We start from the raw sequence: 19,935 nt of genomic DNA on the forward strand, positions 1-19,935 counted from the left end.
CCTGCAAATTTTTTTAAAAATATTAAAAAAACAGCCAATTTTATTCCTTTTCTGCAATTTATTTTAAAAATCTCCCAAGGATGGTTTCCATTATCAATGTAATTGTAATACTATCTGTCGCCTATTTGAACTAATTTTGAAGCTATATTCACCTTTTAATTCTGATAGCTGTAATTCACTTTGGTAGATTTGAGAGTAATTTTATGAAATGATACTGAATGATAAAAGCAGAAATAAGCAATGCAAAAAACAATAACACGATTGCAATAACGATTGTAATTTTGATTCGTTTTTATTTTTTAGTCGCATCTTTTTTCATAACTATTGCCTCCTGTCCTTCTAATACAATGAACATAAGCGTTCTAAAAGCAATACTTATTAATATTTTCTTTATCTAAAAGTCATATATTCATATCTGCCAATGCTTGAATAACCATATGCAAACATAGCAAACAATATAAATACTGACCAAAATTTCAAAAATTTTATAGCCGTATCATATTTCGATGTTGTGTACATTTTGTTTAAGTCATCTAAATAAGCAACTATATTATTAATTAGAATAGATAATGATGCGCCGCCCCATGATGCTACTATTGAAATATGTACACCCGCTAAATTAAATGTCAAAAGCAGCAACACACCATTTATGACAAAGAATAGTGCAATCAGTTTTGTAAGCGTATCAGAACGAAGGCTCTCATAGAATCGCCAATCTTTCGATTTATAATAATTATTAGCATAAAGGCACAAACACAATATTCCGCTTAATATAAATATCACAGTATTTACCGTGTTATCAGAACTATCAATCAGTTTAAATAATGTGAGCAAGAATATAGCAACTGTCAGTACAACATCAAAAGCAAAATATATCAAATATGACTTTACAATACGTTTGTTGCCATTTAACTTTTTCGGATTGACTTTACTGTAATCTATAGTTTCAAAGTCTATTTTATTGTTTTCCGTCATGTCAAACACCTCATCTCGCCCATTCTCTTTTTTTCAGTTGGTTGGATACCAATATAATGACTAATTTTATCAATATCGGTTTTGGGATTATCTGTCCAAAGAATGAACTCAACCATTATTCCTTCCATAGTCTGAACCTCAATTCTATAAATACTTACTTAAGTATAAATATAACAATCTAGTTATCCATTCAGATCGTGGCAGCCAGTATATTTCAAATGCGTGGCGTGAAGCCACTGAAAAGATGCAGCAAAGCTATTCTCATAGTGGTTATCCTTAACACAAAATTTAGCATCACGCTTGCTTTTAATATAAATCGTTTTTTATCGGTGAATTTTCGCACTTTGACTGCATAATATGGCAGAGTTTGTAATGAGCAGACGAATAAAGCTTACTGCCAACAATGCAATAAAAAAAGCATCAAATACAGCATTTCCATACAATCACCTCGAATCGCTTATAACGCATTACTTTTCTTTTGTAACTTCATCCAAACCGATAAAATACATACCTTTTCTTTTAGATTTTTCAAGATGAATCTTTTCGTAATCTACGAGCAAATCAGTGTATGTGCTATTGTCAGTTTCAATAAAACAGAATATTCTGAATTTGCCGAAAGTTACGGTTTTGTCGGCTTTATGTGCAGAATCGGAATATGCGAGAATATCTGTTTCACGATTTGGTACTGCCACCAAAAGAACCTGTTCTCCTGTCTTTTTATTTTTCAGTGTACAAGTTCTGATAAAAGCGTAATCATATTCAGCATCATCAGAAAATTCTATATGTTCAAATAATATATATTCGGTATCCCTGTTAATTATAGAAATTTTATCTTTTCGTTTTGTATAAACTGCAGGAGAGATTATTTTTGAATTTTCGTCAAGCACTAGAACAAATTTGCTATTTGCTAAATCTAATAAAGTACCATAGACATAATGATTTCTAACAAACTTATTGTTTTGAGAATAAAATGTTTCTTCACCAATGTTATTAAAATACAGGAATTTTTCTTTGTTTTCAAATATATGTTTAATCACAAAATAAATTGGAGTAAATACTACTAATAAAGCTAAAACAATTATTTTAAGAGAAGAATCTAATGTTACTGTATTTTCAGATATCTTTCCGGAATTTCTATTAACCAAAGTTATGATAAGCATTATCAAATCAAAAATGCCTACAACTATCATAGTAAGAACAGCATATTTCTTTTTATTCATCTAATCACCTTACGCATTTTTAATTTCTATGTCATTTCAGCTTGTTGCCGTTAAGCTTTTTCAAATTAAACTTGCTGTAATCTATCATAATAAATATCTCATCTCACCCTATGTACATATCAAATTCAATTTCAGCCGATAATTGTGCCATTGCTTTAATAACATCCGATGAAAAATATATAATCGGTTTTTCGGGTAAATCTACAACAACACAAAATTTAGCATGCAGTTTATATTGGTTTATTACGCTGATAATATTTTTCAAATTTGGTTTGAGCATATCAATCATCTTGGGCATTGCATGCTCAACCTCAACTGTTTTTATGTAGTCAGTTGAATACAATAAACTTGATTCTTCATTAATTTTTTCTATATTTTTATTCGGACCTATATATCTTATCTCGCCAATTCTCTTTTTTTCAATTGGTTGGATACCAATATAATGACTAATTTTATCAATATCGGTTTTGGGATTATCTGTCCAAAGAATGAACTCAACCATTATTCCTTCCATAGTCTGAACCTCAATTCTATAAATACTTACTTAAGTATAAATATAACAATCTGCAAAAGCAATATAGGTTATTGTCTTGTCATTATTTTCGGAAAATATGACAAATATTTCGGCTTGTTTTTAGCAGTATTCACCCATGATTATGTAAAGTAAATAAAAGTATTGTTTGAACAAAAATGTCTTTCAAAAAATGCTGTGCTTGTCGGAGATTCTGTGTATGACAAAAACGGTGCAGAAATTGCCAGAGTTGATTTTCTTGGTGTCATCTACGGTTTTGGTATCAAAAAAGGCGGCAAAACCAATTCAAGATTTGACACCGTAGACTCATCCGTTGAACTGTCTGAATATTTTAAAATCAAATGAGAAAAAGCCATCAGAAAACGATGGCTTTTTCTATGCTTAAATTTCACTATATTATGTTCGGAATAAACAACAGATATGGTACATTGCACAATGAAACAATGTGAAGTAATTTGCTTTTCTGTTTTTCGTGAACATTCAGATTTTTATATACAACGGTCTGATTAAATAGATATAAATGCGATATCTTACCATATTTTTTCAAATAACAAATTATTCATTTTTCCATATCACTTGTTCATTAAGCTTGAAAGTAATTTTTCATACTTTGCATTGATTGTAATTTGCGTTGCGGTATTGAATACAAACGAAGTTACTCCGTCATCACAACCGTAATCATCTATCTGTCTGACGGTGCAAATTCCGTTTTCCAGCGACAACGGTAATCCCGTGATATTCTCATTACCGCTGTGCAGCAATTCTATACTTACTATGAAGTTTTTAATGATTGCGGATTTTATTGCAGAATCAAATACAGCGTTACTGTCAATTTCAACGCTGTCTTCAAAAGTATCCGTTTCAATCAGTTTCTCCATTTTTTGATTATATTTTGAATCATACTCGATTCTGAAGAAATCAGATACTATTTTTACAATTACACCGTCACAAGTTCCGTCTGTATTGTACATTTGAATTGCAACCTCATCTTCGTTAAGTGCAATAATCTTGCCGTAAATAAACTTGTCACATTCATCATCTGCGTAAAAACTGCAATTTTTATTGCTTTGAAAAGCTTTTAATAATTCAGAATACATCGTATCACCTCATAAATTTTTCAGCTTTGTTTGATTTATCTTTATATTGTCTTTCATTTTATCTTAGTGTTAGCATCTAAATAGTACAAAACAAAATGAGATATCCCCTTTAAGTGTTGTATAATAAAAAAGAGGAGGAATTCATTATGTCACGACAAAAAAACTCATCTTAGTTGGCAGAACTTCTCATTTTATTTTGTGCTAAATCTTGACACAGGACCAAGTATTTTTAATTTCACTTGCTTCTCACCCCTAATTACTACTTAATTTCTTAGTGTTAAAAATAATACATATTATAGAAAAGATAAAAGTTAGAATTGAAACGACCATAATCGGAATTTCATATGTCGCAAAATCAAAATATCTAATATTATATCGTATAAATGTAACTGTAAAATTATAAGCTGAATGTATTAGTATACCAGGTACTATTGAATTATATTTATCAACAAGGTAATTAAAAATCAAACTCAATAAAATTGCTGACAATACTGTGAATATAGATGATGAAAAATGAATAACACCAAAAGTCAACGAAACTAAAAGTGATGATACCCATATTGGAAAAGCCAATTTTAGTTTTGAATAGATTAAGCCGCGAAATGTAACCTCCTCTACAATTGGAGCTAATATACTCTTGGCTACAAACAAAAAAACTACATTTATTCCATTGACTGATTTGTGCAAATCATTTGTATTTGAAACAGTATCTTCTCCCTGAAAGAATGGTATACAATTTAATAGAATTATAAAAATAAAATATACTGATAATCCTAAAAGAATAAAAGGCAATGCCGAATGCAGAGTTATTTTATTTAGTTTTATACTATCAACAAAATTATGTCTCTTTACTTTTAGAATAAAATAAAAAATAATCATAATTAATGAACAAGCAATTATCTCCATAACATAGGTTGACATTTGAGGGAGATTTAAATTTATTTTACTAAAGCATACATATATAAATGAAATTATTAATGCACATATTATTGGTGTAAATGAAAAAATAAAAAAATAACTCACCGATTCACATATAGCTTTAAACTTTTTCAAAACTATTCCTCCTATTAAAAACTAATTTTATATGATAACAAAACTGATTTTTGACAGAAAGTATGCAGGGGTACTATAGGTATTTAAAAACAATCTGTCTATTGAATCAAACAAATTTATGATGTAATAGTATTTATTCATAAGAAATTTCTTTCCGAAAAAAATAATCAGCCGATTGATATGTGATTAAATTTACTGTAATCAATTCCTGTGCTTTTCAAATTATCAAATTTAGAATATTTGAAATTGTTATTGCAATCGACCAGAATAATGGTATCATTGTTTAACAACTCCATTATAACATAATCATTTGAAGAATAGCAATCCTTAATTTTATCAGCAAGAAGTTCTTTTGAACCGTTCAGAACATCCTCACCTTCTATCATTCCGCTTGAGTCAACCATATTTTTATCAATGACTTTAACACAATCCTTTTCGCCATCAGCAAGGTTGTGCCAAACAAGAAGCGTATCGTTTATTTTGACTGCATATCCATCACGGTTAACCGAAAAATGTTCTCCTACTTTAAGATTTTTATAAGATTCATAATCATCAATCGAAGGATCACAGGCAGATAATAAAAAAAGGATACATAAAGTACTCACTATTGTACAAACAACTTTTTTAAACATAAAAACACTCATTATCATTTTCAATATATTTCAGTATCTTTTTGACAACACTAAAAATTTTCTTCATAATATTTTAAAAATTCATCAGCCTGTTTGTTTGGATTTGCTGATTTTATGTATTTTGTAATGTAGTATGAATACTCATAGTCATGGATAAGTGGCAATATATTTCTCACCTGACAAACGGCTTAATGAAAAATCATCTTCTCCGTCTCTGCCATAAACGAATCAAATTGTTGCACAAATAAATTTTTAAGGCAATCTCCCATAGTATACTTCCTATCTGATTTCGATATTTTAAATACAAAGTAATATTATCACCAATGAAATGCAGTACAACAACATCAGCAGTATATGCATTACAATTAGTTTGCATTTATAATTTTGTATTGACGTTACTTTTATGTTTTGATTTTCCGATTTTATAAAATCAGAAATATTGTATGCCGTATGATACACTATACCTATACCTAAACACACATAAATAAAACAAATGAGGAATGCAGACTTGACACCAAAATATATTAGAAAACTACAGGTAATCGGCGGAATAATTGCATAAACAGTCGGCAAAATCAAAGGCTTTTTCAAGGTATGGTAATATTCCTTTTTATTTTTCTTTTCTGCATATGCAACAGCCTTCATAGGGTTATCATATTTCCTATCCATAAATTTTGCATACTTTGAAATTTGAATAAAAAAGAGAATTCCGCAGAAAATGGAGCAAGCAATTCCGAACCATACGCACAAAAGAAGTTCGTTTGCTTTTTCTTCATATGTGAGATTATTTACAGATTGACCGATTAAATCGGAATCAAGCAAAATAGGTATAATTGAGCCGATTAGCAAGCACCAAATTGCCGTTATACCGCTTGCAAGCCACTTTTTCATGTTATCCGATGAATACATTTTAAACAGCCAAAATAGCATAATTAAAGTTACAGCTATTAAAACAATTGAAACTGAAATTTCAAAAGGGTTATGACTTACAACAAACCTTGACACAAACTGAATCGGCAAACACAGACTTGTCAAAAAGATGTTTTCGGTACAACTCATCAAGTTTACAATAAAATTAATTATCGTAGACATTACAATGAATAACAACAAAAGTAAATGAATTTTTTCTACCGACTTAATATTTTTGTAATTGAAATTTTTCATAGTTAACACCATCATTTTAAAGAATCGTAAATGCAATTGAAATTTGCAATTTCTTTCTCATTATACGGTGAATCGGGGTTGTATTCATACATTGACAAAATCCACTCAATCAGCGTGATATCATTGCCGCTTTTAACAAGGCAATTGTCGAGCAAATATTTAATCACTGTTTCACGATTGTAGAAAAATGTACCTGAATACATTAGATAATCACACAACAGAATTGTATGCTTGGGTGTATTCTCATTTGAAACCACATAAAGAAGATAACAGAACATATCTCGGTTATCAACCGATGAAAATTCTTTTTCAATGTTCTCAAGTGTATATTCAAAGTCGGATTTTTTAAGTTCGTCATATACAAACTGAAAATCTCCGTGTTTGATTTTATTTTTTAATTCTTTGAAATTCGTCATAATATCACCTCATTAAGAGTTCAATTTGTTATACTCATTAATCGCAATATAACTAAACAAATCATTCCCGTTTATAAGACACAAAACGCAATTTGCAAAAATGATTAGACACATCACAATTGCTATAATATCAATACCAAAAGCTAAAGTGTGTTTTTTAGTTATGTACTTATTATGCAGTCGAGTTGCAACTAACAAAATTATTGAAATTAACACAACATAATGAATAGCTTTTATCGTACCTAATATTTCATTTGCACCCATAAGTGTAATAATTGTCAGATAAATACTTTGTGATATTAACAAAACAAATGTAAGAACAGATACAAAAATCGACTCCGTTTTCGGCATTTTTGGACTACCCTCAGACAGTAATTGTTTACAAACAAATACATCTAAAATCACCACAACGCACAATACTGTTGCAATAATAATTTTCATTGCAACAGAAATAAAAAACGGATGCAAGAACAATATGGAATCAAAAGCAATACCGCTTATTAATAAAAGGGTATTCAGAATATAATAGCAATTTAATTTGGTTTTCATAACTATCTCCTTAAACACCAAATTTTGATAAGTCTATATTACAGCAAATATCATTAAAATATTTCATCAGCATACCATACTTCTAAAATCAAAAACAGATATTATAATTTTAACAATTCAATTATAACTATAAAAAATCCAATATGCAACAAATTATGCGGCTTTGTCGGCGAATTTGGAACATATAACAAAGAAGCGTGAATAATTTCAGCAGTAATGACCGTTAAAAATCATCATGCTTTCAAATCGTTCTTTTGCATCAGTGATTTTACTTTTTGCAACTATAAAAAAAGCAAAATTAATAATCAAAATAAATACAATTGAAATGATTATTGCAAGGCACAAATTTACAAGACTAAAGTATGTAATCAAACCAAATAATACTCCCGCCAAAGAAAATAAAACAGCCAAAAAGTAATATATTTTGTTTGATTGCAAAGTCAAATTTACTTTAAGGTTTTCGTCAAGCTGTTTTGTTTGAATTTTTATTAATGGAGCTAATATGCCCTCACGGGAAAGTAGTGATGTAGATGTAACTTTTAAATCAGTAATATTATTAGGGTTATCACAGTAAAATTCATATCCATTATCGTATGAAGAAGAACTGCAATTAAAAGCAGTATGCTTTTTGAGTTTATCGTAAAATTCAGTTTCGGAAATTTTAATAATATATTCAAATGATTTTTTCATACTTCTCCCTCATTTCCAATCAAAGGCATTTTTTGACAACACAAGTTCTGAGTTATCTGTAACTTCTTTCAATACAGGCAGAATTTTATTGTAGTCCTCTGCGTATATAAAAAGTTCGGAATGGCAGGTCGGTTGCAAAATGACCTTACTGTTCGGAAGATACAAATCTATACAAGCGAGATACCTGAAGTTATTTTCTACGATACAGTCTATAATCAAATCATCTTCGGAACATTTGAGTTCGTAACTTTTATTCTTTTTTATATAACTTCTGAGATTGTTATAGCAATCATAGCTTTTCATATCCGTCCAACTTTCAAACAGACATTCTTTTTGCGAAAAATTATTACCGATTACGATATAATCATTTAAAGCGGAAACTATCTTTTTAATTGCATCACTGAATAAATTTGCGACACGGTAAAAATCCGCCTTATCTGATAACGAGGCGTCATTATCAAAACCACCGTCCCAGTATTTTTTATATGTAATGTAATAAATTTCTTTCTGTTTGTAAATTTTTCTTTTAAATTTAATTTTATCTTCGCTGATTTTTATCATTTTACAATATCCTTCCGAACAATAGTGCTTACATAGGAATCATAAACTTACTTTACCTTTTTGCACTTTTATTATACTATTTTAAAACAATATTTGTCAAGATTTGTATTAGTAATTATAATACAGTTTGCTTAAAATTCTGAATAAAATAAATATTCGCTACATCTTTGCTTTTGTATGGATGTTGTGCTATAATTTATGTGAACAGAAATTTGAACTGATTTAAGCTCAAATTGCGCTGTATTATGAATTTATCAGCAAAAGCAGGTGATTTTATGGCTTTCGATACATTTGATGAGGGTATAAACCTTGGTGGAATGAGAAGCAAAAATGAAATTAAAACTTTGATATGTTATTTATATAATTCTGTAAAAGAAAATATGGACAAAGGAATCGTCATACAGGCAATTCTTAAGCAGGGACTTGCCAATTATTTTGAAACAAGCTCTGCGTTTGACGATCTTGTGATGAACGGAAATCTCATTCCTGCCGATGATGAGCACAAAACATATTCTCTTACAAAAAACGGTGCTGAAATTGCGAAACAGCTTGACAGTACTGTTGCCTATACAATTAAAGAAAAAGCGTATGCGTGTGCGGTTAAGCTGCTTGCGGAAAAGAAAAAAGAAATTGAAAACAAAGTTAATATTACGAAGAATGACAACGGTTTTACTGTTGAATGTTCCGTATCCGGCGGAGATATGGAACTTATGAAGCTGGATATCTACGCTCCCGAAATGGAACAAGCGCTTATTTTAAAGAAGAATTTTCTTGACAATCCGAAAAAAGCGTACAAAATTATGCTTGCGCTCCTGACCAAAGACAAAGAAACCGTCGGTGAGGCTCTTGAGGAACTTTACGGCATTGTATAAAATTTCATACAAACAATTAAGGGGCTGTCGATGTGACCGCCCCTTCTGTGATTATTCAGAAAAAAAGATTAAGACCGAGCATTAGTGTCACTCCCGGTATTCCGCCTATTGCAGAAACTAAAAGCGACAGAGCGCTTATCGGCAAAGTTACACCTGTAAATGTCCCTGTCAGATTTACGGCAAAGAGGGTAAGCGTCCCAATTACCATTGAAAGTGCCGAACGCTTGAACGGATGCTTGCTTTTCCCGATATAATGCAGGACTGCAAAAATCAGAAAGGTTGAAAAAATAATCAGACATATTCCCCACCACGGCATTTTAAACAACTCCACATAAAAAATAAAACCGTCGGACTATCCGACGGTTAATTTTATGCTGATTGTTCGGTTTATATGCTTACAGCACACCGAATTTTGAAAGCACATTAAGTGCAATTACAAAAATAACAAATACAGCAGCAAATACTTTTGTCCAGCGTGAGAGGAACGCATCAATTGAACGAGCCTTATTCTTTGAGAAATAAGAGTCAGCAACACCTGTTACGGCACCGATACCCTGCTGATTACCCTCCTGAAGGATAATCACAACGATAATGGCAACAGATACGATTGCGAGCAATACGCCTAAAATAATGCCCCAAATGCTCATTTTTATCTTCCTTTCATTTTAATAAATACGAATAAAACAAATTCTGCTTTAATAACTGTTTTATAATACCACATAAACACAGCTTTTTCAAGAGATATTACAAGATTTTTATTTATTTTTTTAAGCTTAAATCAGGGAAAGCTGTTCGTTTTTTGAATCATCGCTCACAGGCAACGCACCTCTTGCAGGAAGCGAGGCTGTTCTGTACCGCTTTGGATTTGTAAAAGTACCCTCTTTATAGCGTTCTACGCTGAAAAGTCTGTGACCTTTTTTTGGTTTGAGAACGGCAACACCCTGTGTTGAACGGGTGGTTTTAAGGGCAAGTAGGCCCGTGTGAACGAGGAGCATATTTCCTGATGACGCCTTGAAGAGTACCTCTTCATCCTCAGGCATATATAGAAGTCCGACAAGCGGAGATTTGTCGGAATATGCGCCCGTGAGCTTTTTACGGTTAGTTTTTGTTGCGTAGGATTCAAGCGGAACTTTTGCGGCCTTGCCGTTTTCAAAAGCAAAGAGCAGCATACCCTTGTAATCTTTTGTAACAACCATTTTCACAGCATTTTCGCCTTCGTCAAAACCAAGCTTTGCGGCAACATAATCACCGAGGACGCTTGCCTTTGTCTGTGCAAAATCGTCAGCCTTTGCCTTATACACCTGACACTTATCTGTAAAGAACAAAAGGTCGCAGTTGTTTGTGAACTCAAGCTCCTGAATGATTTCGTCACCGTCTTTGAGCTTTTGTTCACCGCTCATTCTGAGCGACTGCGGAGTAATCTTTTTGAAATATCCCTCTTTTGTAAAGAAAAGATTAACAGGATAATCGGGAATCTCGACTGTCTCTTCCTCATACCTTGCAACATCGTCATAGATTATGATACTCTTTCTCGGCTGACCGTATTTCTCGGCAATTGATTTGAGTTCTTTGACAATGATGGTCTTGATTCTTGCCTTGCTTTTTAAAATTTCGTCAAGCTCGGCAATCTCCTTTTCAAGGTCTTCAAGGTCTTTTGTACGCTTTAAAATGTATTCACGGTTAAGGTGACGAAGTTTTATTTCGGCAACATATTCAGCCTGTATTTCGTCAATTCCGAATCCAATCATAAGGTTTGGCACAACCTCGGATTCTTCATCGGTTTCACGGACAATCTTTACTGCCTTGTCAATATCGAGAAGAATTTTTTCAAGACCTCTTAAAAGATGAAGCTTGTCAGCTTTTTTGTTGCGGTCAAAATATGTTCTTCTTCTGACGCACTCAATTCTGAAAGCAATCCATTCTTCAAGCAACGCCTTTACACCGAGAACTCTCGGAACACCTGCGATAAGCACATTGAAATTGCAGGCATAGGAATCTTCGAGTGTTGTAAAGCGGTAAAGCTTTGTCATAAGCTTGTCGGCATCAATGCCACGCTTGAGGTCAATTGTAATTTTAAGTCCGTCAATACCTGTTTCATCACGAATATCGGAAATTTCCTTGACTTTACCCTGCTTTACAAGGTCGATTACCTTTTCAATGATAACCTCACAAGTTGTTGTAGCCGGGATTGAAAGTATATCTATACAGTTTGCAGACTTGTCATAGACATACTTTGCACGGAGTTTGATACTTCCTCTGCCTGTTTCATAGACTTGATTGATGACATTTTCATCATAGATAATCTGACAACCGCCTGTAAAATCAGGGGCCGGCAGAGTTGACTTTATATCATGGTCGGGATCACGGATAAGTGCCGCTGTTGTTTCGCAGATTTCACGCAGATTGAATGAACAGATATTTGACGCCATACCAACGGCAATACCTGTGTTTGCGTTTACAAGTACAGACGGAAAAGCAACTGGCAAAAGTGACGGTTCTTTCATTGTATTATCGTAGTTATCTACAAAATCTACGGTATCTTTGTCTATATCACGAAACAGCTCATTGCAGATTGCGTCAAGCTTTGCCTCAGTATAACGGGATGCCGCCCACGCCATGTCACGGCTGTAGAATTTACCGAAGTTACCCTTTGAGTCTACATACGGATGCAAAAGCGCCTCATAGCCCCTTGAAAGACGAACCATTGTGTCATAAATTGCAGAGTCGCCGTGAGGATTGAGCTTCATTGTTGCACCGACAATGTTTGCCGATTTTGTTCTTCCGCCGTTCAGAAGTCCCATTTTGTACATCATATACAGGAGCTTTCTGTGCGACGGCTTGAATCCGTCAATTTCCGGAATTGCACGGGAGAGAATTACGCTCATTGCATACGGCATATAGTTCTCTCTGATAGTGGAAACGATTGGCTGTTCCACTACTTCACCCGCACCGTTGATTACACCGTGAGTTTTTGACGGTGAAGTTCTACGGGGAGTCTTTGAAGATTTTTTCGCCATTTATTTCCACCTCCAATCAGCTTACATCAAGCTGGTCAATATATTCGTTGCCGTGTTCTACTATATAATCTTTTCTTCCCTGAAGATTGTCACCGAGAAGAACATCAAAAATTTCCGCTGTCTGTTCTGCATCGGCAGGAAGAACCTTGATAAGTCTGCGTGACTCGGGATTCATTGTGGTAAGGTTCATCATATCGGGTTCGTTTTCGCCGAGACCTTTTGAACGCTGAATTGTGAATTTCTCCTTGCCGAGCTGTTCAATGAACTTATCCTTTTCAACCTCATCGTATGCAAAATATACATCGTTTTTGGATGTAATCTCATAAAGAGGCGATTCGGCAATAAACACCTTGCCTTCTTCAATGAGTGTAGGTGTAAGTCTGTAAAGCATGGTAAGTAAAAGTGTTCTGATCTGGAATCCGTCAACATCGGCATCGGTGCAGAGAATAATTTTGCTCCAACGAAGTGCGTTCATATCAAAGCTTGAAAGATTCTTGTTGGCTTTTGACTTAACCTCAACACCGCAACCGAGAACCTTGAGCAAATCGGTAATGATTTCGCTCTTAAAAATCTTACCGTAGTCGGCTTTAAGGCAGTTAAGTATTTTACCTCTGATTGGCATAATTGCCTGAAAATCGGGGTTCCTTGCCTGTTTACAGGCACCGAGAGCAGAATCACCCTCTACTATGAACAGTTCACGCTGTTCCGTGTCTTTACTTCTGCAATCGACAAATTTTGCAACACGGTTTGTTATGTCAAGATTGCCCGAAAGCTTCTTCTTTATATTAAGTCGTGTTTTCTCAGCATTTTCACGGCTGCGCTTATTGATAAGCACCTGTTCGCAAATTTTTTCTGCCTCAAGCGGATTTTCAATAAAATAGACTTCAAGACTCTGACGGAGAAATGCAGTCATAGCGTCCTGAATACCCTTGTTTGTAACCGCCTTTTTGGTCTGGTTTTCATATGATGAAACACTTGAAAAAGACGAAATAACGCACACAAGGCTGTCCTCAACATCATCATATTTAATTTTGCTTTCGGTTTTGTTATATTTATTATTCTGTTTTAAGTAGCTGTCAATCTGGTAAACAAAGGCATTCCGCACCGCCTTATCGGGAGCGCCGCCGTGTTCAAGCCAGCTTGAGTTGTGGTAGTATTCGGTGAGATGCACTTTATTTGAAAATGCAACCGAAATATCCATTTTGCACTTATATTCAGGCTTATCGTCACGGTCACGGGTTTTAACCTCGGTTTCCCAATGCTGAATTGAGCTGAGTCCGTTTTCACCGACTACCTCGGCAACATGGTCAACAATACCGTTTACATAGTTATAGCTTGTTGTATCAAAGCTTTTGCCGTTTTGATTGCGGAAAACAAATTCAATTCCTGCGTTGACAATAGCCTGTCTTTTCATTATGTCAAGAAAATATTCGGGCTGAATGTCTATATCCGTAAAGACTTCGAGGTCGGGTTTCCAATGAATTTTTGTACCCGTATCCTTTTTGCTGTACGGTTCTTTTTTGAGCTTGCCGACAATCTCGCCTTTTTCAAAGCGGAGAGTGTATCGGTAGCCGTCACGGCGGATATCAACATCCATATACTCGGAGCTGTACTGGGTTGAACAAAGACCGAGACCGTTCATACCAAGGGAAAATTCGTAGCTTTCACCCTCGTTGTTATTATACTTACCGCCGGCATAGAGTTCGCAGAAAACCAGTTCCCAGTTGTAGCGCTTTTCGTTTTCGTTGTAGTCAACGGGAATTCCTCTGCCGTGATCTTCAACCTCAATTGAGCCGTCGGAATAGCGTGTAACTGTGATTTTTTTACCGTAACCCTCTCTCGCCTCGTCTATTGAGTTTGAAAGAATCTCAAACACGGAGTGCTGACAGCCGTCAATACCGTCCGAGCCGAAAATTACGGCAGGACGCTTGCGGACACGGTCGGCACCCTTTAGCGTTGTGATACTGGTATTATCATAATCGGTGGTTTTCTTTCTTGGCATTTTACTCTTCCTTTATCATTTTTCACCACGCAGTTTTTTGATTTTGTCACGCAGATATGCGGCGTGTTCAAATTCAAGCAACTTTGCGGCAGCTTTCATTTCCTTTGTCAGTTTTTCTGTCAACTGTTGTTTTTGTGCCTTTGAAAGCTTTTTTGTATTTTTAAATTCACTGTCATCGTGAGTAGAAATTTCAAGTATATCGCTGACCTTTTTGACAATAGTCTTTGGAACGATGCCGTGCTCAACATTATATTTATTCTGAATTTCACGGCGGCGCTGTGTTTCAGCTATTGCAACCTTCATTGACGGTGTTACGCTGTCGGCATACATAATAACCGTACCCTCGCTGTTTCGTGCGGCTCTGCCGGCAATCTGAATAAGCGAACGGGTTGAACGGAGAAATCCCTCTTTGTCGGCGTCAAGTACGGCAACAAGAGAAACCTCGGGAATATCAAGTCCTTCACGCAGAAGGTTGATTCCGACAAGAACATCAAATTCTCCGAGTCTTAAATCACGGACAATCTCCATTCTTTCAACGGTATCAATGTCGTGGTGCATATAACGAACCCTGATACCCAGCTTTTCAAGATATGCGGTAAGGTCTTCCGCCATTTTCTTGGTAAGGGTTGTGACAAGTGTTCTTTGATTTTTGGCTGTACGGATATTGATTTCGGACACAAGGTCGTCAAGCTGACCTTCGGTAGGTCTTACCGAAATTTCAGGATCAAGAAGTCCTGTAGGTCTGATAATCTGCTCTGCAACAACAGCCGATTTTTCAAGCTCAAAATCGCCTGGCGTTGCGCTTACATAAACAACCTGATTTATTTTTGAATAGAATTCGTCAAAGTTGAGCGGACGGTTATCAAGTGCAGACGGAAGTCTGAAACCGTAGTCAATAAGGCTCTTTTTTCTTGCATAGTCACCCGCAAACATCCCCCGTACCTGTGGAAGCGTTACATGGGACTCATCAACAAAGAGCAGAAAATCATCGGGGAAATAGCTTAAAAGCGTGTAAGGCGATGAGCCTGGCGCTCTGCCCGACATTATTCTTGAATAGTTCTCAATGCCCGTACAAAACCCGATTTCCTGCAGCATTTCCATATCGTACCTTGTACGCTGTTCAAGCCGTTGTGCCTCAAGGAGCTTTCCGTTTTCACGGAAATATGCAAGTCTTTCCTCAAGCTCCCTATCAATTTCCGCAAGAGCCTTTTTCATCTTATCTCCCGACACAATGTAGTGTGACGCAGGATAGATTGCGGCATGTTTCAGAATCGCTTTGAGTTCGCCCGTAAGCGGATTGATTTCGGAAATTCTGTCAATTTCATCTCCGAAAAATTCGACACGGATTATAGAATCGTTTGATGCGGCAGGGAAAATTTCAACCACATCACCACGAACCCTGAATTTATTACGGGTAAAGCTTACATCATTGCGTTCATACTGCAGTTCAACAAGCTTTTTTACGAGCTCATCACGGGACTTTTCCATTCCCGGACGAAGTGAGATTACCATATTACGGTAGTCAATAGGATCGCCCAGGCTGTATATGCAAGAAACCGAGGCAACAATAATTACATCTCGTCTTTCGGAAAGTGCAAGAGTTGCGCTGTGGCGGAGTTTATCAATCTCGTCATTGATTGAACTGTCTTTTTCAATATAAGTATCCGTCTGTGCAACATATGCCTCAGGCTGATAGTAATCGTAGTATGACACAAAATATTCAACCGCATTTTCCGGAAAGAACTCTTTGAACTCACTGCAAAGCTGAGCCGCAAGAGTTTTGTTGTGTGCAAGCACAAGTGTCGGTCTTTGAACCTTCTGAATAACATTTGCCATTGTAAAAGTTTTACCCGAACCCGTTACACCGAGGAGCGTCTGTTCACGGTTGCCTGCATTTATACTGTTTACAAGCTTTTCGATTGTCTGCGGCTGGTCGCCTGTCGGCTGATATTTTGAATGAAGTTTAAATTCCATAATACACATCACATTCCAAATACGGATTTTTTTATTATGTTTCCTGTTACAAGGCTCTTTATTACAAAAGTCCTGTAACAGAAAACATATCCGAACAAAATTTCGATTTTAATTATAGAACAGCTGTTTTAAATTGTCAAATATTTCTTTTAAGGAACATTATTACTTTTCATAATAGAAGATGTTCCCAGCAAGCCTGCTTTCACGGAGAGAAACATAATCATCATCGGTTATTATGAAATGGTCGATAAGCTCAACTCCGACAGTTGCAAGCGTACTCTTCAAAACTATTGTTGTGTCAAGGTCGCTTCCCGAGGGCAGAGCCGTTCCGCTGGGATGATTATGTGCTATAAACGCAGTTTTGGCATTGTGACGAAGTGACAAATCAACAATTTTTCTGACGGGCATATCGGATGAATTGAGTGAACCTTTTGAAATTATATCAAAATAAATCATCTTGCCCTTTGCATCACCGAGCATGAGAGCGACACATTCGTTTGTTCGACCGATAAATTTTGCTTTAAATATTTTACCGAGATTTTCATAGTCGATGATATTATCATGCGACATCTTTGATTCGGTATAAAGCCTTGCCATTTCGGGCAACATTTTGAGCAATGCGGCGGCATTTTCAGACAGACCAAATTCCTTCATAAGCTCGTCAATCGGAGCGTCACACACTCCGCCGACAGTGATATAACGGTCAAGCAGACGGTGCGCAAGAGGATTTGTGTCCTTTCTCGGAATAGCATAGTAAAGGAACATTTCAAGAGCCTCGTGAGTTTCAAACACATCAAATCCGTTTTCTATGAACTTTTTACGCATTCTTTCACGATGACCGCTGTGTTCATTGTCAGTTGTCCGTGCCATATTATCCCCACCGCAAAACAGTTTTTATCAAACTTTGGGGCGGATAAAACCGCCCCGACTGATTATTTATACGATTATTCCTTCACACCGTACTGCTCATAATAAGCGTCAATAGCGGCTTTGAGCTTGTCATCAATAACAACCTTGCCCTTATATTCTTTGTTGTAAAGGTGTTCAACAACCTCAGCCATTGTTACGATTGCGGTTGTTTTAAGGCCGTACTTCTCTTCAATCTCGGAAAGTGCGCTCTTTGTACCCTTACCACGCTCCATACGGTCAACGGAAACGACAAGACCGATTGGGTTTACATCGCCCTGAGCCTTGATAATCGGGAGAGTTTCTTCAATTGATGTGCCTGCTGTTGTAACATCTTCGATGATAACAACCTTGTCACCGTCATTGATAGGACTGCCGAGAAGAATACCCTTGTCACCGTGATCCTTAACTTCTTTTCTGTTTGAGCAATAACGGATATCCTGACCGTATTTTTCGCTGATTGCGATAGTTGCGGCAACAGAAAGCGGAATGCCCTTGTATGCAGGTCCGAAAAGAACATCAAAACCAAGACCGAACTTGTTGTTGATAGCTTCTGCATAATACTGACCAAGACGGCGGAGCTGAGCGCCTGTTCTGTAGAAACCTGTGTTTACGAAGAAAGGAGTTTTTCTTCCGCTCTTTGTAACAAAATCGCCAAATTTGAGAACCTGACAATCAACCATAAATTCAATGAATTCCTTTTTGTAAGCTTCCATCAATAAAACCTCCGATACAAAATAGCCTTCGGACAAACATCTGTAATATCCGACAGTTTTACATAATTCAACATTGTAAATTCTACCACAATATCTTGTTTTTGTAAATGACAGTTACACAGCTGTAATCAATATGTAGTGCGTAGCCTTGCAAATCAAAAAATTTTTACATTTTTCTTTTTCGTTTTTGACTACCGTTTTAACTATTTACGCTTGACTTTATAGAACAAGTGTTCTATAATTAAATAAAAACAAATGTTCGAGGTGATGCGTTGTGAATATTAATTGTGCCGTTGACAAAAGCAAATATAAAAAAGACAGGGTTATTCTTCACAGCGACTGCAACGGATTTTATGCGAGCGTTGAATGTTTGCATCATCCCGAAATCAGGAACAAACCTGTTGCCGTGAGCGGTGATGCGGAAAATCGGCACGGAATTATTCTTGCTAAAAATGAGATTGCGAAGAAGTACAATATAAAAACAGGCGAGGCAATCTGGCAGGCAAAGCAGAAATGTCCCGACCTCATAACCGTTCCTCCCCACTTTGATTTGTACAAGCGATTTTCAAAAATGGCAAGGAGAATTTACAGCGAATACACCGACAAAATCGAGCCGTTCGGACTTGACGAGGCATGGCTTGATGTTACCGACAATAAGAATATGAGCGGCAAAGAGATTGCACTCGAAATTAATCGCCGTATAAAGCAGGAACTCGGAATCACCGTAAGCATCGGAGTCAGCTTTAATAAAATTTTTGCCAAATTCGGAAGTGACTATAAAAAGCCTGACGCTATAACGGAAATCACACGGGAAAATTACAGAGACATTGTGTGGAACTGTCCTGCAAAAGACCTTTTGTATGTTGGCAGAGCAACGGGCAGAAAGCTTGAATCTATCGGCATTTATACGATTGGAGATATTGCAACTGCCGATGTTACGCTGTTGCGGTCATATCTTGGAAAATGGGGCGACCTGATTTACGGCTTTGCAAACGGATATGATTCTTCCCCTGTTGCCCATATGAACGAAAACAGCGAGGTAAAGTCAATCGGTAACTCAACCACAACTCCGAAAGATATGGTAACCTTTAACGATGTAAAACAGGTTATATTCGTTTTGTGTGACAGTGTTTGCAGAAGAATGCGTGAACAGGGATTTATGGCAAAAACGGTTTGTATTTATATTCGTGACAATGAACTGACGACATTAAAAAGACAGCATACAATGGAGGCACACACGAATCTTACAAAGAAAATTACAAAAGCCGCAACGGAACTTTTTATAAAAAGTTATAAAATGGAAAAGCCGCTGAGAAGTATCGGCGTAAGCGTCACAGATTTTATTCACGATGATCAGCCTCATCAAATAAGTTTTTTAGTTGATGAAAAGCGACTCATTCAGAATGAGCGGCTTGACAAAACACTTGATATGTTGAAAAAGCGATTCGGCAATTATGCTGTGCGCCCTGCGGTTCTGCTTAATGACAAGGAACTTTCGGATTTTAATCCAAAAGAGGATCACACAATTCATCCTGTCGGATATTTATAATCAAATCGTG

Annotated in this window: 21 protein-coding genes; 3 read left to right on the forward strand and 18 right to left on the reverse strand. The window is 35.9% G+C overall.

Annotated features, from left to right (window positions below; genetic code table 11):
* Positions 1–390: 390 nt before the first annotated feature.
* From RBATCC27255_RS02010 to RBATCC27255_RS02020, 3 genes are all read right to left on the reverse strand, one after another.
* The gene (locus RBATCC27255_RS02010) at positions 391–975 is read right to left on the reverse strand and encodes a hypothetical protein (protein WP_101028502.1); all 585 of its coding nucleotides are present in this window, start codon (positions 973–975) and stop codon (positions 391–393) included.
* A 467-nt stretch (positions 976–1,442) separates the two neighbouring features.
* Complete coding sequence (locus RBATCC27255_RS02015) at positions 1,443–2,195, reverse strand: hypothetical protein (RefSeq protein WP_101028503.1); 753 nt, start codon at positions 2,193–2,195, stop codon at positions 1,443–1,445.
* A gap of 103 nt (positions 2,196–2,298) precedes the next feature.
* Positions 2,299–2,709 (reverse strand): DUF4279 domain-containing protein, encoded by a 411-nt coding sequence (locus RBATCC27255_RS02020; RefSeq protein WP_101028504.1) that lies wholly within the window; start codon positions 2,707–2,709, stop codon positions 2,299–2,301.
* Between the two features lie 162 nt (positions 2,710–2,871).
* On the opposite strand from RBATCC27255_RS02020, the gene RBATCC27255_RS10380 reads away from it, so the two are divergent.
* Positions 2,872–3,072 carry a hypothetical protein gene (locus tag RBATCC27255_RS10380; protein ID WP_101028505.1) on the forward strand — a complete coding sequence of 67 codons (201 nt, stop codon included), beginning with the start codon at positions 2,872–2,874 and terminating at the stop codon, positions 3,070–3,072.
* Positions 3,073–3,299: 227 nt separating this feature from the next.
* On the opposite strand, the gene RBATCC27255_RS02030 is transcribed toward RBATCC27255_RS10380, so the two are convergent.
* The 8 genes from RBATCC27255_RS02030 to RBATCC27255_RS02065 all read right to left on the reverse strand — a co-directional run bounded on the left by RBATCC27255_RS02030 (position 3,300) and on the right by RBATCC27255_RS02065 (position 8,889).
* Positions 3,300–3,824 carry a hypothetical protein gene (locus tag RBATCC27255_RS02030; protein ID WP_101028506.1) on the reverse strand — a complete coding sequence of 175 codons (525 nt, stop codon included), beginning with the start codon at positions 3,822–3,824 and terminating at the stop codon, positions 3,300–3,302.
* 252 nt (positions 3,825–4,076) lie between these two features.
* Entirely contained in the window at positions 4,077–4,877 is an 801-nt protein-coding gene (locus tag RBATCC27255_RS02035) for a CPBP family intramembrane glutamic endopeptidase (protein WP_101028507.1), read from the reverse strand.
* 167 nt (positions 4,878–5,044) lie between these two features.
* Entirely contained in the window at positions 5,045–5,509 is a 465-nt protein-coding gene (locus tag RBATCC27255_RS02040) for a hypothetical protein (protein ID WP_101028508.1), read from the reverse strand.
* Between the two features lie 297 nt (positions 5,510–5,806).
* Positions 5,807–6,418, reverse strand: a complete 612-nt coding sequence (locus RBATCC27255_RS02045; RefSeq protein WP_147337672.1) for a hypothetical protein — start codon at positions 6,416–6,418, stop codon at positions 5,807–5,809.
* Positions 6,419–6,684: 266 nt separating this feature from the next.
* On the reverse strand, positions 6,685–7,089 hold the full coding sequence (locus tag RBATCC27255_RS02050; RefSeq protein WP_101028510.1) for a hypothetical protein: 405 nt from the start codon (positions 7,087–7,089) through the stop codon (positions 6,685–6,687).
* Between the two features lie 12 nt (positions 7,090–7,101).
* Positions 7,102–7,638: a hypothetical protein gene (locus tag RBATCC27255_RS02055; RefSeq protein ID WP_101028511.1), complete on the reverse strand. Its 537-nt coding sequence runs from the start codon at positions 7,636–7,638 to the stop codon at positions 7,102–7,104.
* Between the two features lie 207 nt (positions 7,639–7,845).
* The gene (locus RBATCC27255_RS02060; RefSeq protein WP_101028512.1) at positions 7,846–8,328 is read right to left on the reverse strand and encodes a hypothetical protein; all 483 of its coding nucleotides are present in this window, start codon (positions 8,326–8,328) and stop codon (positions 7,846–7,848) included.
* Between the two features lie 9 nt (positions 8,329–8,337).
* Positions 8,338–8,889 carry a hypothetical protein gene (locus tag RBATCC27255_RS02065; RefSeq protein ID WP_101028513.1) on the reverse strand — a complete coding sequence of 184 codons (552 nt, stop codon included), beginning with the start codon at positions 8,887–8,889 and terminating at the stop codon, positions 8,338–8,340.
* A 275-nt stretch (positions 8,890–9,164) separates the two neighbouring features.
* On the opposite strand from RBATCC27255_RS02065, the gene RBATCC27255_RS02070 reads away from it, so the two are divergent.
* A complete protein-coding gene (locus RBATCC27255_RS02070) occupies positions 9,165–9,761 on the forward strand; it encodes a DUF4364 family protein (protein ID WP_169923205.1) in 597 nt (198 codons plus the stop codon).
* 55 nt (positions 9,762–9,816) lie between these two features.
* Here RBATCC27255_RS02070 and RBATCC27255_RS02075 read toward each other — a convergent pair whose 3' ends face one another.
* From RBATCC27255_RS02075 to pyrE, 7 genes are all read right to left on the reverse strand, one after another.
* On the reverse strand, positions 9,817–10,092 hold the full coding sequence (locus tag RBATCC27255_RS02075; protein ID WP_242958534.1) for a pro-sigmaK processing inhibitor BofA family protein: 276 nt from the start codon (positions 10,090–10,092) through the stop codon (positions 9,817–9,819).
* A 64-nt stretch (positions 10,093–10,156) separates the two neighbouring features.
* Positions 10,157–10,408: a preprotein translocase subunit SecG gene (gene secG, locus RBATCC27255_RS02080; protein WP_101028516.1), complete on the reverse strand. Its 252-nt coding sequence runs from the start codon at positions 10,406–10,408 to the stop codon at positions 10,157–10,159.
* 126 nt (positions 10,409–10,534) lie between these two features.
* Positions 10,535–12,778, reverse strand: coding sequence for a DNA gyrase/topoisomerase IV subunit A (locus RBATCC27255_RS02085; RefSeq protein WP_101028517.1), 2,244 nt, complete (start codon positions 12,776–12,778; stop codon positions 10,535–10,537).
* Between the two features lie 16 nt (positions 12,779–12,794).
* Complete coding sequence (locus RBATCC27255_RS02090) at positions 12,795–14,780, reverse strand: DNA gyrase/topoisomerase IV subunit B (protein ID WP_101028518.1); 1,986 nt, start codon at positions 14,778–14,780, stop codon at positions 12,795–12,797.
* Between the two features lie 15 nt (positions 14,781–14,795).
* Complete coding sequence (gene uvrB, locus RBATCC27255_RS02095; RefSeq protein WP_101028519.1) at positions 14,796–16,754, reverse strand: excinuclease ABC subunit UvrB; 1,959 nt, start codon at positions 16,752–16,754, stop codon at positions 14,796–14,798.
* 162 nt (positions 16,755–16,916) lie between these two features.
* The gene (locus tag RBATCC27255_RS02100; RefSeq protein WP_015523692.1) at positions 16,917–17,624 is read right to left on the reverse strand and encodes a JAB domain-containing protein; all 708 of its coding nucleotides are present in this window, start codon (positions 17,622–17,624) and stop codon (positions 16,917–16,919) included.
* Between the two features lie 74 nt (positions 17,625–17,698).
* On the reverse strand, positions 17,699–18,376 hold the full coding sequence (gene pyrE, locus RBATCC27255_RS02105) for an orotate phosphoribosyltransferase (protein WP_101028520.1): 678 nt from the start codon (positions 18,374–18,376) through the stop codon (positions 17,699–17,701).
* Positions 18,377–18,650: 274 nt separating this feature from the next.
* Here pyrE and dinB point away from each other — a divergent pair, with 274 nt between their 5' ends.
* A complete protein-coding gene (gene dinB, locus RBATCC27255_RS02110) occupies positions 18,651–19,925 on the forward strand; it encodes a DNA polymerase IV (RefSeq protein WP_242958535.1) in 1,275 nt (424 codons plus the stop codon).
* Positions 19,926–19,935: the final 10 nt, after the last annotated feature.

This window comes from Ruminococcus bromii, from assembly GCF_002834225.1.
GTDB lineage: Bacteria > Bacillota > Clostridia > Oscillospirales > Acutalibacteraceae > Ruminococcoides > Ruminococcoides bromii.